Below are 13518 nucleotides of genomic sequence, written 5' to 3'. Positions count from 1 at the left end.
TATGAAATTAAGATATATATATACAATAGTAGCATTGATATTTAGCGGATTAAATATCAATGCACAACAAGATCCACAGTATACACAATACATGTATAATACAATGAGTGTTAACCCTGCATATGCTGGTTCTAGTGGACATACCATAATAAATTTATTAGGAAGAACACAATGGGTTGGAGTTGATGGAGCCCCAGATACACAAACCTTAAGTTATGATGCTCCGCTTGGTTATAGCGGAGTTGGATTAGGAGTAAACCTTACCAATGATAGAATTGGACCAGCAAGAGAGATTTTTTTAGATATTAATGCTTCTTATAGAGTAAGAACTAGTGATGAAGGGAATTTATCATTTGGATTGAAATTAGGTGGAAGACATTTAAATGTAGACTGGAGTAGAGGATTGATTCAAGATAGGGAAGATAAAAGGTTACAAGGGAATATCAATCGATTTTTACCAACTATTGGAGCGGGAATTTATTACTACACTGATAATTGGTATTTAGGAGGAGCAGTTCCTAATATCATAAGAACGGAGCATTATGATGATGCGAATAGTGGCGGAGATGTAGCAGAAGAAAGAATGCACTTTTTCTTTATAGGTGGATATGTCTTTGATTTAAATGAGAGTATCAAGTTTAAGCCTGCTTTTTTAACAAAAATTGTAAGTGGTGCTCCTTTATCACTAGATGTGTCTGCCAATTTTTTATTCAACCAAAAATTTACAGCAGGAGCAGCTTGGAGATGGGATGACTCCATTAGTGCTTTACTTGGGTTACAGGCTACCGAAAATTTACATATTGGGTTTGCTTATGATTTGACCACTTCAAATTATAGTAACTACAACTCAGGTACCTATGAATTAATGATAAAATGGGAGATATTCCGAGAGTTAGCAACTAAATCTCCAAGATTCTTTTAAAAAAAGTAAAAATGAGAAGAACAATACCACTACAAATATTGATATGCATACTATTTACAACAGTTACATTTGGGCAACGTAAGTATGCTGCAGATAGATATTTTAATGAATTTGCGTATAAAAAGTCAACGGAGTTGTATAAAGTAATTTATGAAAAAGGAGATGATTCCTATTTAGTATTGAGCAGACTAGGCGATTCACATTACTTTAACTTTGAGTTTGATTTAGCAGAGAAATACTATAACAAGCTTATGAATTCTTACATGTCTGTTGCTTCACCAAAGCATATTTTTCGATATTCACAAGTTTTAAAGACTAATGGAAAAGTAAAAGAATCAGACAAATGGTTACTTAGACTAAAAGATTTGGGAAATGACAGTAGAGCAGAAGCTTTAGAAAAAAATGAAGATTACTTTGTTGAATATTCTAACAAGCCAAAGACGTACATAAATATTCATAACATTTCATCGAATACTAAATATTCTGATTTTGGAGGATTTCTTTATAAGAATGATTTTTACTTCGCTTCAGCAAAACCAAAGTCAGAAAAAGACAAGAAGTTATATAGGTGGAATAGACAACCATTTTTAAATATCTATAAAACAGAAAAGAAAGCAGTCAAGGAAAATAAAGTTTTAGAAGTTGAAGAAGCTAACATGATAAATGAGTTGAGTTCCAAGTATCATGAATCTAATTTAGTTATAACCAAAGATAGGAAAAAAGCATATTTCACAAGAGATAATTTTGATGGAAAACGACTGCAAGGAGATAAAGACCGGGTTTCTCATCTTAAGATTTATTCAGTAGAAAGAATAGGAGATGTTTGGGGGAATATACAAGAATTACCATTTAATAGTGAAGATTATTCCTGTGGACATCCTGCTTTAAGCCCAGATGAAAGAACATTATATTTTGTGTCTGATATGGCAAATGGTTATGGAGGAACGGATATTTATAAGGCTGATGTTTTAGGAGATAATACTTTCGGGGAGCCAGTGAACTTAGGTAAGAAAATCAATACAGAAGGAAGAGAAATGTTTCCATTTATAGGTAATGATGGAACTTTGTTTTTTGCATCAGATGGTCATTTAGGATTGGGAGCCTTAGATGTTTTTGAGTCTAAGAAAGAGAACAATGAGTTTACATCACCGGTAAACTTAGGAAGTCCTGTTAACGGACCTTTTGATGATTTTGCTTTTGTAATTAACGATGAGCATACCTATGGTTTTTTCTCATCCAATAGAAAAGGAGGGAAAGGCGATGATGATATTTATAGTTTTACAATCTACAATTGTAAAGAAGATATAAAAGGAATAGTTTCAGACTCTAGAACAGGAGAACCAATTTCAGAGGTGTTGGTTCAATTAATGAATTCAAAGGGAGAGCCTATAGAAGAACAAAGAACAGGAAGAGCGGGAGAATATTTGTTTAAAAAGATAGATTGTGAGAAGAACTTTGTAGTAGTAGTTTCAAAAGAAAACTACAGGAATGCAAAAAAGGATACCAAAACATTGGATATAAATAAAGAAACAGTGGTTGAGAACATTGAATTAGAATCTTTGATAGTAGAAGATCAAATAGTAATCAATCCAATTTATTTTGATTTCGATTTGCATAATATTCGAGAAGATGCAGAATATGAATTGGAACATATTGTTTCGGTTTTAAATAACAATCCAGATTTAATTATCAAAATAGAATCTCATACAGATAGTAGGGGTACCAAAGAATACAATAAAACCTTATCCAGTAACAGAGCAAAATCTACCAGAGATTATATAATTTCAAGAGGAATTAATGCTGATAGAATTGAAAGTGCTATTGGTTATGGTGAAGATAAACTACTGAATGATTGCGATGATTCAAATCAAAGTAAATGTACTGAAGAAGAACATCAAAAAAATAGAAGATCTTATTTTTATATCGTAAAAAGAGGAGACAATGTTAAAGTAACTAATCAAAAAAAGGAATAATTTTTAAAAAGCTATACATATTGTATAGCTTTTTTGTAAGTTAGTGGCAAGAATTAAATATAAAATTACCGTAGTGCACTTTTTATTAAAAACCACAACAAAAGGGTTCGAATATTGGAACACTTAATTGATATGTTTTGATTACCAGTTAATTACGGCTTAACAAAATAACCTCTACTTTTAATTGTAAAGTAGAGGTTATTTTAGATTTAAAATTTTGTTGCTACAAAAATTATTTGTGGTAGTTATCCTGTATTTTCTGGTTTCTATTGTGCTATACAAGACACTTTTATACTACAATTGTTAAATTCTTGATTATTTAGTGTTCTTTTTTTTCTAGCAAGTTGTATTTGTTGCTTATAAAGGTCTTTATTTGGAGTTTTACCTTGAATGATTTCCATAGGAGTATATCCATACAATTCGGTTAGATATCTGTGATGATTATAATATTCTATAAAACGCTGTAAATCGAGCAAATGTATTTGTTGATTTAAAGAATGTTTTCCGTGGAGAAACTCGGTTTTATAAATGCTATGCGTGCTTTCAGCCATTGAATTAGAAAATGGAAATTCTTTTGTCCTAGCAGTAATTTTAGTAATAAGTGGAGGGGCTTTTATGCTATTAATCCAAGTTAGAAGTTTTCCTTTATTTTCAGAGCCTCTATCAGACAAAATACTAATAGGTTTAGTAGTGTTGAGTAAATCATACTTTGTAAAAGTCTCTTGAAAAAGGTTTTTAATAAACCTGCTTCCTGCTTTTCCATCTCTAGAAGCTACATGCAAAATAGCTTTAGAAAAATTATCTTTTACAAAGGCAACTTTTTGTATGCCATCTTCAATAGTAGTAACATTGGTAATATCTACATGCAACCATTGAAAAGTTCTAGTTGCTCTAAACCCTTTTTTAATGGGTTGTTTGAATCGTTTTATCTTTTGATATCCTAAAGCAGCAGTATATTTGAAAAAGGTAGATTTTCCGCAGGAAATAAGATTGTTTTTAAGAGCGTAATAGTATAAAGTGGTTTTAGTTTTTCCAAAATGGATAGAGTCTTTAATTAATTGTTCAATAGTAATTATTTCTTGTATCGTTAGTTGATTGGGGTATTGTTTATAACATTTTTTTAAGGGGTTTAGGCTACAAATAATTTTTCTTTTTTCTTGATAATACCAATCTTTAGAAATCCCATAATATTTACAAGCAGTAGCTACTGATATTTTTGATAAAGAAGCCAAATGTTGCACAGAAGCAACAATTTTTGAAGTATGTAGTTTTAATAGTTTTTATTTTGTGAAAATTCTCCTAGCATGTGTAAATACCCTTTTCTAGTTTCGATAAAAAACGCATAGCTTTAAATAAAAACTTAGAAGCAAAAACATCTTTGATAGTATCAAACTGATTTTCACAAGTATGAACCCAATCACTTCCATAGTAATGCTCATGTGCAAACTGATTTCAATTATGTTTAGTGGTCTTGGGGATTTGAGTAATTTGTTGATTGTCAGGTATTCCGATAGCGTATAATACTATCATCAATGGATGATAATTTCGCTTATACATTTTTCATAACATTTAAAGGCTGGCGAAAATAAAATAATTTTTATACTTTTTATTAAAAATAATGTATGGAAATTTCTATATTGGGGTGCAGTTAATTGTTTAATTTACCGTAAACGGTTTCGTAAACAGTTTACAATTTTTTACATAGAAAAAGCGTGAAAAAAAGGTGATTCTTCGAACTCATAACCCGAAGGTCACTGGTTCGAGTCCAGTTCCCGCTACTAAGCAAAGGCTTTCAATTTAATTGAAAGCCTTTTTTTGTATTTAGAAATATTAAAATCATCTTTATTTTTTCTATTAGGATGTGTTCTTCTAAATTTTATTGATGTCTTCTTCTATTATTTTAGCATAACTTATCCATAAACATCCTTTATTATATTTCATAAGTAAATGTTTTTTATACCTGTGTTGTAGTTCCCTGATGCTTTAGGGGTGTATTTGTTGAGTAATGTTGATATTTCTGTTTAGTTTATTAGGGTGTAGTTCCAATTTTAGAATCAAAATAAGGATTATTAACTTTTTATTTGGATAGAACAAAGAAAAAGACGTATCTTTGCAATCGCAAATCGCGGGATAGAGCAGTAGGTAGCTCGTCGGGCTCATAACCCGAAGGTCACTGGTTCGAGTCCAGTTCCCGCTACTAAGCAAAGGCTTTCAATTAAATTGAAAGCCTTTTTTGTTTTAACCCTATTTGGCTAATGTTAAACTTTTTTTAATCTTTTGTTTTTTAGCAAATAAAGGCATTACATTTACAGATTTAAGATAACGCAACTAAATAAAAACAATGAAAAAAATATTTTTAATTCTATTATTGACAGTTTGTGCATCTACATTTGCTCAAGTACATGATCCAGTAAAGTGGAGTACTTCTGTAAAAAAGATATCAGATAAAGAAGCTGAGTTAGTAGCTACTGCAACGATTCAAAAAGATTGGCACTTGTATTCTCAAGAGATTCCAGAAGGAGGACCAATTCCAACTTTATTTACTTTTGAAGGAGATACCAAATACTTGAAAAAAGGAAATACCAAAGAAGAAGCAGGACATATAGTAAATGATCCAGTTTTTGAAATGAAAATAAAGTATTTCGACACTAAAGCTACTTTTACTCAGAGAATTCGTTTAAAAACGACAGAGAAGTTTACTGTTAAAGGAGTAGTAGAGTATATGGTATGTACAGGAATGAATTGCCTGCCGCCAAAAGAAGTAGAATTGACTTTTAATGTAAACTAATCCTTTTTCCCCTGATATGATGAAAAGAATACTAGCATTTTTGCTTTGTTTTATTGTTGGGTTTTCGGCAATGAGCCAAATTCATAATCCAATTGAATGGAAAACGAGTGTAGAGAAAGTTTCTGAAACAAATTATAACCTAGTTAGTACAGCAACAATTCAAGGAAGTTGGCACTTGTATGCACAAGAAGTTCCTAGTGGAGGACCTATTCCAACAACTTTTACGTATGATGATGACGGAGGAAAAATTAAAATTGTAGGAAATACTACAGAGCCTAAAGGAGAAATTAAGTTTACAACACTTTTTGGAGAAGAAGGAATGAATATTAAATCCTTTGCACACAAAGCCGTTTTTAAACAAGAAATAGAGTTAGTAGATGCTAGTGTAAAACAAATTAACGCTTTTGTAGAGTTTATAGCTTGTACCGATGAGATGTGTTTACCTCCAAAAGAAATAGACTTAGTATTTGATTTAACAAAGACTACGAAGGTTAATGCTTCTACAAACACTACAAAAGAAACAAAAACAACAGATAAAGTAGCTTTAAAAGAAACCAAAAAAGAAGAAAAAAAAGGTTTATGGACTATTTTCTTCATAGCCTTTTTATCAGGATTTGCTGCATTGTTAACGCCATGTGTGTTTCCTATGATACCAATGACGGTAAGCTTTTTTACGAAACAGAGTAAAAGTAAATCACAAGGAATAAGAAATGCTATTATTTATGGATTATGCATTGTTGTAATCTATGTATTGTTAGGTTCTGGAGTATCTTTTCTTTTTGGAGCAGATGCTTTAAACGCATTATCAACGAATGTTTGGTTTAATTTAATCTTCTTTTTAATCTTGGTGATCTTTGCTGTGTCTTTCTTAGGTGCTTTTGAAATTACTTTACCAAGTTCTTGGGCGACTAAAGTAGATTCACAAGCAGATAGAGGAGGATTAATCGGAATCTTTTTTATGGCTTTAGCCTTAGCAATTGTGTCTTTTTCTTGTACTGGGCCAATTGTAGGAACTCTATTAGTAGAAGCAGCCTCAAAAGGAGGAGTAGCTCCAATTATAGGAATGTTAGGGTTCTCTTCAGCTATAGCTTTACCTTTTGCGTTGTTTGCAGCTTTTCCAGGGTGGTTAAATTCATTACCAAAATCAGGAGGATGGTTAAATACTGTAAAAGTAGTTTTAGGATTCTTAGAATTAGCTTTAGCGTTTAAATTTTTATCAAATGCAGATTTAGTATTACAATTACATTTACTAGAAAGAGAAGTGTTTATTGCTATTTGGATAGCTATTTTTGGAGCTTTAGCATTTTACTTATTCGGAAAAATACAATTACCACATGATAGCCCAATCAATCATATTTCGGTTGGAAGATTAAGCTTAGGGTTGGTAGTATTGTCTTTTACTATTTATATGGTTCCAGGATTATGGGGAGCACCATTAAACTTAATTAGTGCTTTTCCACCACCACAACATTATAGTGAATCACCTTATGGGGTAGGGTTTACTAAACAAGCAATTGTAAGTTCAGGAGATCAAGAAAGTGGACATGAGAGTTTGCCTGAAGGAGCACACTTAATGCCTCCACATGATATTATGTCGTTTCATGATTATGATAAAGGGTTGGCTTATGCTAAAAAAGTAGGAAAGCCAGTAATGTTAGATTTTACAGGACATGCTTGTGTAAACTGTAGAAAAATGGAGCAAAACGTTTGGGTAAAATCAAAAGTTTTAGACGTGCTAAAAAACAAAGTAGTGTTAATTTCTTTATATGTAGACGACAAAAGACCATTAGAAGAAGATGAAGTGGTTGAATCTAAGTTAAATCCTGGAAAGAAATTAAAATATATTGGTCAAAAATGGAGTGAAATGCAAACCATTAAATATAAAGCAAATTCACAACCATTTTATGTGTTAATGAATCACGATGAATCAAATATAATTGATCCGATAGCTTACACACCAGATGTGGACGAGTACTACAATTGGCTTGAAAATGGAATTACCAATTTTAAAAAGTAATTAAAAAATCATATTGTAAACAAAAAGCACTTTAGAAAAAATCTAAGGTGCTTTTTTGTTAAGTTAAGTTTTGTTAGAATAGAACAAAATAATGTAAGGGGTTCTTTTACAGTAGCTGTTTTGAAATTATCCATAAAATTCGTACCTTTGTACGATATGGTAGATACTACACACGAGAAAAAAAATCAACGAGTTTTTACATTCAACTACCTTGTGTTCCGCAACCAATCGGACAAATTTATCCCACCAGGGTTCTAAATTAAGTTTATAATAGCTTCTCTTTTTGAGGGAAGACTCTCTAATATATTTAAAAACACTTTGTAGAGCTATTTACCAATAAATAATAGATTTATAAAATGTTTTTTTTGACCTTACGAATATCGATTTATAGATAACCGTACACTTTTCGAAAAAAAGTATTCTGCATTAAAAGACAAATACCAAAAAATAGGTTTTGTTTTTACTGCTATTTAAGTTTCAATAGAAAAAGAACTAAAAGAAACTTATAATTATTACATACCTATTCTTTTTTATAAAAATAAAATTATGACAATAAAAACTTACGATGCATTTAATCGTATAACCCCTTTAGAAATAGAAAGAGTAACCAACTTTTTATACAAACACCTTGAGAAATATGGAGATGAAAAATCAGCGATTCGTAAAGCTATAGATTATGCAGCAAAAGAACGAACAGGATTAGGCGGGTATGTTTTTACGATAGAAGATAAAGGTGAAATTGTAGGAGCAGTGGTAATTAATAAAACAGGAATGGATGAATATATCCCAGAAAATATTTTAGTGTATATAGCCACCCATAATGAGTATAGAGGAAAAGGAATTGGGAGAAAGATAATGACACATGCTATTGAAAACTGTAAAGGAGATATTGCTTTACACGTAGAAAAAGACAATCCAGCTAAGTTTTTATACGAAAAGCTAGGATTTACCACACCGTATTTAGAAATGAGACTAAAGAGATAATATGAGACAGTTAAAAATAATAAAACAAGTTACCAATAGAGAATCAAAATCTATTGAGAAGTACTTACAAGAAATTGGTAAGATTGATTTGATTACTGCAGATGAAGAGGTTGAATTAGCTCAAAAAATCAAAGCAGGAGACCAACGAGCATTAGAAACTTTGGTGAATGCTAATTTACGTTTTGTTGTATCGGTAGCAAAGCAATACCAAAACCAAGGGTTACGACTTTCTGACTTAATAAATGAAGGGAATATAGGACTGGTTAAAGCAGCAAGACGTTTTGATGAAACACGTGGGTTTAAATTTATATCGTATGCAGTTTGGTGGATACGTCAGTCTATTTTACAAGCTTTGGCAGAACAATCTCGTGTAGTTCGTTTGCCATTAAACAAAATAGGAAGCATAAGTAAAATTAACAAGGCAGTTTCTAAACTTGAACAAAGTAATGAACGTATGCCAACACCAGAAGAAATTGCCAAAGTTTTAGATATGACAGTTTCAGACGTAAAACAGTCAATGAAAAACTCAGGAAGGCATATTTCTATGGACGCCCCTTTAAAAGAAGGAGAAACATCAAATTTATATGATGTTATAAGAGCTTCAGAAGCGCCTAAGCCAGATAAGGATTTAATGCAAGAATCTTTGCAATTAGAAATTAGTAGGAGCTTAGAAACCTTATCTCCAAGAGAGTCGGATATTATAAAGTTATTTTATGGTTTAGAAAACTACCGACCTATGAGTTTAACTGAAATAGGAGAAACTTTTGATTTAACAAGAGAACGTGTACGTCAAATTAAAGAAAAAGGAATTAGAAGACTTAAACAAAGATCGAGAACCAAAGTGTTACAGACTTATTTAGGATAGTTTCGACTTTGTTCAATCGGATTAAAAGAGAAATAATAATTTTAAAAGTATATTAATATGTTGATAATACAAGTAAAGGAAGGTGAAAATATCGACAGAGCAATTAAACGCTACAGAAGAAAATATAGGAATACAAAAGTATTACAAGAAATTAGAGAAAGAAAAGAATATACAAAACCATCTGTAAGCAGAAGAGAGCAATTAAAAAAAGCTCAATACAAAGAGCAGTTTTTATTAGAGCAGGAAAAATAAGATATGGATATACATTTTATTGATCTATTAATATTTGTGATATATCTGGTTTTTATGCTTGGAGTAGGTATTTACTTCATGAATAAAAACAAATCAAAAGACGATTACTATGTAGGAGGAAGAAATATGTCAGCGGGTCATATAGGACTATCTGTTGTTGCAACTGATGTAGGAGGAGGTTTTTCTATTGGCTTAGGAGGCCTAGGTTTTTTAATGGGGCTCTCCGGTAGTTGGATGCTTTTTACAGGATTGTTAGGTGCTTGGATAAGCGCCGTTTTTTTAATCCCAAAAGTATACCCTATAGCAAAAAAACATCATTTTTTAACATTTCCAGAATCGTTAGCATTTCACTATAATACAAGAGTGGCTCTAATGGCGGGTATTATTTCGCTAATTGGTTACATCGGTTTTACGAGTTCACAAATTTTAGCAGGAGCAAAACTAGCATCAGCTACATTTCCATCAATATCTATAACAAATGCAGTTTTAATAATGGGAGTTATAGCTGTTGTGTATACAGTTATTGGAGGGATTAAAGCTGTTATTTATACAGATACTATTCAGTGGATAATTCTTATGGTAGGATTGATAGGTATTGGAATACCTATTGGTTATATAGAAGTAGGAGGATGGAGCGGAATAAAAGGAATTTTACCAGCTAGTTTTTTATCATTAACAAACGTTTCGTTTATAGATATGTTTAATTGGATAATTACCATTGTACCAATTTGGTTTGTTGGAATGACTTTATATCAACGAATTTATGCATGTAAAGATGAAGAAACAGCTAAAAAGGCGTGGAGAATTGCAGGACTATTTGAATATCCAATAATGGCATTTATGGGAGTTGCTTTAGGACTGTTTTCAAGAGTAGCCTACGAACAAGGAATGTTTGCTAGTATAGGATATGCACCAGGAGTAGAGTTAGATGCTGAGTTAGGGCTTCCGCTGTTATTAAGAAGTATTTTACCAGTAGGTTTAATGGGCTTAATGATGTCAGCTTATTTTTCAGCAATTATGTCTACAGCAGATAGTTGTTTAATGGCAGCATCAGGAAACTTAACAACAGATATTTTTGGATATTTTAAGAAGAGTATCAGCATAAGAAACTCACAGTTTATAACCTTTTTAATAGGAGGTTTAGCCATTATATTAGCAACAAAAATGCAAAATGTATTAGAGTTGATGTTGTATTCTTATGCATTTATGGTGTCAGGTTTGTTAGTTCCTGTTTTAGGAACATTATTGCTAAAAAAGCCTTCTCCTATTGCAGCATTTTACGCTATGATTTCAGGAGGGTTAACTACTTTATTATTAATTATTTTAGAAGTAAAATTACCTTTTGGCTTGGATGCAAATTTCTTTGGAATAACACTATCAGCAATAGTGTTTTCAACAATTCAGTTAATTAACAACCAAAAAACATGGAAAGCCTAAAGGATACTTTAGAGAAGATTAGAAAAGAGCTGCATAAGTTTCCTGAAGTTTCTGAAAAAGAATATGAAACTAAGAAAAGAATACAAGCTTTTTTAAAGGAACATACCTCTTGTGATGTATTACCAGTGGCTAAAACAGGGTTGTTAGCAATTTTTGATGGGAATAAAGAGGGTAAAACAGTTATGCTTAGGGCAGACATTGATGCATTGCCTATTCAAGAAATAAATAGTTTTGAACATAAATCTGTAAATGAAGGAGTCTCACATAAATGTGGACACGATGGACATACAGCAATTCTACTTGGGGTAGCAAAACTTCTTACAGAGAAACCGTTACACAAAGGAAAAATAGTATTGCTTTTTCAACCTTCAGAAGAAAATGGAAGAGGAGCACAATCAGTGTTAGAAGATTCTTCTTTTAAAGAACTCAATATAGACTATGCGTTTGCACTACACAATTTACCTGGTTTTACTAAACAAGAAATAGTTGTAAAAGAAAATGAGTTTACTAGTAATGTAAAAAGTGTTGTAATTACTTTAGAAGGAAAAACAGCCCATGCAGCAGAGCCAGAAAAAGGATTTAATCCAGCCAATGCAATTGCTGAAATTCTTCATTTTATAAAACAAGAAACTAAAAATACACCAGAAGATTCTGATTTCTTTTTAGCTACTCCCGTGCACATAACTATGGGAGAAAAAGCCTATGGAGTATCAGCAGGATATGGAGAAGTACACCTTACACTACGAAGTTGGAGTACAAGTTTAATGAACGAGAAACAACAAAAAATAGAACAACTACTTCAAAAACTTGAAGAAAAAGAAAAGTTAAACATTAATACTTCTTGGTTTGAAGAGTTTTATGCAAATAAAAATCATAAAGAAGCTGTTGATTATATAAAAAAAGCAGCAACAAAACAAAAATTATCAATTAATGAAATAAATACTCCGTTTAAATGGGGAGAAGATTTCGGGCTGTTTACACAACAGTTTAAAGGAGCTATATTTGGACTAGGAGCAGGAAAAGATACACCAGCATTGCATAATCCAGATTATGATTTTCCTGATGAAGTAACAGTAACAGGAGCACAATTATTTTATAATATTTTAAAAGAAGTTCAACAATAATGACTCATACATCGTATTTAGAATTATCTGAATCAGCTATAAAAAATAACATCAACTTTATACGTGGAATAATAGGAGAGGCTACTATTTTTTCATCCGTAGTAAAAGGTAATGCCTATGGACATGGAATTAAAACCTACTGTATGCTGGCATATAAGTATGGTGTAAGGCACTTTAGTGTTTCTGATGCAAATGAGGCTTTTGATGTAAAAAAAACACTACCTTATGAAGATGTAACCATTATGATAATGGGAATGATAGAAAATAATCAGTTACCATGGGCAGTAGAAAACGGTATAGAGTTTTTTGTTTTTGAAGAAAATAGACTGCAAAAAGCAATAGAAGCAGCAAAGAAAGTAAAAAGAAGAGCTAAAATTCATTTAGAAATAGAAACAGGAATGAATAGAACAGGATTTATTCCAAAAGAGGCAACAAGAGTTCTTAAGTATATTGAAAAATATAAAGAGTTTATTGATGTAAAAGGAATTTGTTCTCATTTAGCTGGAGCAGAAAGTATATCAAATTATAAGAGAATAACAGATCAAAAGAAAAAATTTAAAAATGTAAGAAAGAGAATAGAAGAACTTGATTTATTCAATCCAACATACCATTTAGCAAGTTCAGCAGCTACAATCAGATATCCGACGACAAGATTGGATTTGGTTAGGGTTGGTATTTTACAATTTGGTTTTTTTCCAACAAAGGAAATATTGGTTCATTATTTAACCAAAGAGAAAATTGTAGAAAATCCACTAAAAAGAATTATATCTTGGAAAACAGAAGTAATGGATGTTAAAACCATAAAGGCAGGTCAGTTTATTGGTTACGGTACATCATATTTTACAAATCAAGAAACTAAGATAGCAATTATACCTGTGGGATATTCTTCAGGGTATAGTCGTTCTTTGAGTAATAAAGGAAAAGTTTTAATAAGAGGTCAAAGGCATAAAATAATAGGAACTATTAATATGAATATGATGGCGGTGGATATAACACATGCTGATACTATTGAAAAAGGAGATGAGGTTGTATTAATTGGAAGTCAAGGTGATGTTGAAATAACAGTTTCATCATTTAACGATTCGATACAGATTATCAATTATGAATTATTAACAAGACTTCCTGAGAATTTACCAAGAATAATAACAAAATAATT

General features: G+C 31.4%; 11 protein-coding genes and 1 tRNA gene. 11 read left to right on the top strand and 1 reads right to left on the bottom strand.

All coding sequences use genetic code 11. From position 1 onward, the window contains the following. The first annotated feature begins 1 nt into the window (after nt 1). The gene (locus C8N27_RS02900; protein WP_121146197.1) at nt 2-922 is read left to right on the top strand and encodes a PorP/SprF family type IX secretion system membrane protein; all 921 of its coding nucleotides are present in this window, start codon (nt 2-4) and stop codon (nt 920-922) included. Between the two features lie 11 nt (nt 923-933). Continuing rightward, nucleotides 934-2895, top strand: coding sequence for an OmpA family protein (locus C8N27_RS02895; protein WP_121146196.1), 1962 nt, complete (start codon nt 934-936; stop codon nt 2893-2895). 266 nt (nt 2896-3161) lie between these two features. On the opposite strand, the gene C8N27_RS02890 is transcribed toward C8N27_RS02895, so the two are convergent. After that, nucleotides 3162-4136 carry an IS3 family transposase gene (locus tag C8N27_RS02890; RefSeq protein WP_121146195.1) on the bottom strand — a complete coding sequence of 325 codons (975 nt, stop codon included), beginning with the start codon at nt 4134-4136 and terminating at the stop codon, nt 3162-3164. 883 nt (nt 4137-5019) lie between these two features. Between C8N27_RS02890 and C8N27_RS02885 the strand changes: the two genes are divergently transcribed. From C8N27_RS02885 to alr, 9 genes are all read left to right on the top strand, one after another. Then, nucleotides 5020-5092, top strand: a tRNA-Met gene (locus C8N27_RS02885). A gap of 144 nt (nt 5093-5236) precedes the next feature. Next, the gene (locus C8N27_RS02880) at nt 5237-5683 is read left to right on the top strand and encodes a protein-disulfide reductase DsbD domain-containing protein (RefSeq protein ID WP_099215796.1); all 447 of its coding nucleotides are present in this window, start codon (nt 5237-5239) and stop codon (nt 5681-5683) included. A gap of 19 nt (nt 5684-5702) precedes the next feature. Beyond that, nucleotides 5703-7700: a protein-disulfide reductase DsbD family protein gene (locus tag C8N27_RS02875; protein WP_121146194.1), complete on the top strand. Its 1998-nt coding sequence runs from the start codon at nt 5703-5705 to the stop codon at nt 7698-7700. Between the two features lie 546 nt (nt 7701-8246). Then, nucleotides 8247-8684, top strand: a complete 438-nt coding sequence (locus tag C8N27_RS02870; RefSeq protein ID WP_164723427.1) for a GNAT family N-acetyltransferase — start codon at nt 8247-8249, stop codon at nt 8682-8684. Nucleotide 8685: 1 nt separating this feature from the next. Next, nucleotides 8686-9549, top strand: a complete 864-nt coding sequence (locus tag C8N27_RS02865; RefSeq protein ID WP_099215799.1) for a sigma-70 family RNA polymerase sigma factor — start codon at nt 8686-8688, stop codon at nt 9547-9549. 57 nt (nt 9550-9606) lie between these two features. After that, complete coding sequence (gene rpsU / locus C8N27_RS02860) at nt 9607-9801, top strand: 30S ribosomal protein S21 (RefSeq protein ID WP_099215800.1); 195 nt, start codon at nt 9607-9609, stop codon at nt 9799-9801. A gap of 78 nt (nt 9802-9879) precedes the next feature. After that, nucleotides 9880-11238, top strand: a complete 1359-nt coding sequence (locus C8N27_RS02855; protein WP_244174703.1) for a sodium:solute symporter family protein — start codon at nt 9880-9882, stop codon at nt 11236-11238. After that, nucleotides 11226-12362, top strand: coding sequence for an amidohydrolase (locus tag C8N27_RS02850; protein ID WP_121146193.1), 1137 nt, complete (start codon nt 11226-11228; stop codon nt 12360-12362). The genes C8N27_RS02855 and C8N27_RS02850 overlap by 13 nt, the downstream gene beginning before the upstream one ends. Beyond that, nucleotides 12362-13516 carry an alanine racemase gene (gene alr, locus C8N27_RS02845; RefSeq protein ID WP_121146192.1) on the top strand — a complete coding sequence of 385 codons (1155 nt, stop codon included), beginning with the start codon at nt 12362-12364 and terminating at the stop codon, nt 13514-13516. The genes C8N27_RS02850 and alr overlap by 1 nt, the downstream gene beginning before the upstream one ends. Nucleotides 13517-13518: the final 2 nt, after the last annotated feature.

The organism is Tenacibaculum discolor, from assembly GCF_003664185.1.
Taxonomy (GTDB): Bacteria; Bacteroidota; Bacteroidia; order Flavobacteriales; family Flavobacteriaceae; genus Polaribacter; species Polaribacter discolor.
This window is presented reverse-complemented; position numbering and strand designations above follow the sequence as displayed.

What these genes read in the sequence shown, in the direction of transcription:
- rpsU (WP_099215800.1), top strand. Translation starts at nt 9,607, where the DNA reads ATGTTGATAATACAAGTAAAGGAAGGTGAAAATATCGACAGAGCAATT.
- C8N27_RS02895 (WP_121146196.1), top strand. Translation starts at nt 934, where the DNA reads ATGAGAAGAACAATACCACTACAAATATTGATATGCATACTATTTACA.
- C8N27_RS02880 (WP_099215796.1), top strand. Translation starts at nt 5,237, where the DNA reads ATGAAAAAAATATTTTTAATTCTATTATTGACAGTTTGTGCATCTACA.
- C8N27_RS02875 (WP_121146194.1), top strand. Translation starts at nt 5,703, where the DNA reads ATGAAAAGAATACTAGCATTTTTGCTTTGTTTTATTGTTGGGTTTTCG.
- alr (WP_121146192.1), top strand. Translation starts at nt 12,362, where the DNA reads ATGACTCATACATCGTATTTAGAATTATCTGAATCAGCTATAAAAAAT.
- C8N27_RS02865 (WP_099215799.1), top strand. Translation starts at nt 8,686, where the DNA reads ATGAGACAGTTAAAAATAATAAAACAAGTTACCAATAGAGAATCAAAA.
- C8N27_RS02870 (WP_164723427.1), top strand. Translation starts at nt 8,247, where the DNA reads ATGACAATAAAAACTTACGATGCATTTAATCGTATAACCCCTTTAGAA.
- C8N27_RS02900 (WP_121146197.1), top strand. Translation starts at nt 2, where the DNA reads ATGAAATTAAGATATATATATACAATAGTAGCATTGATATTTAGCGGA.
- C8N27_RS02850 (WP_121146193.1), top strand. Translation starts at nt 11,226, where the DNA reads ATGGAAAGCCTAAAGGATACTTTAGAGAAGATTAGAAAAGAGCTGCAT.
- C8N27_RS02855 (WP_244174703.1), top strand. Translation starts at nt 9,880, where the DNA reads ATGAATAAAAACAAATCAAAAGACGATTACTATGTAGGAGGAAGAAAT.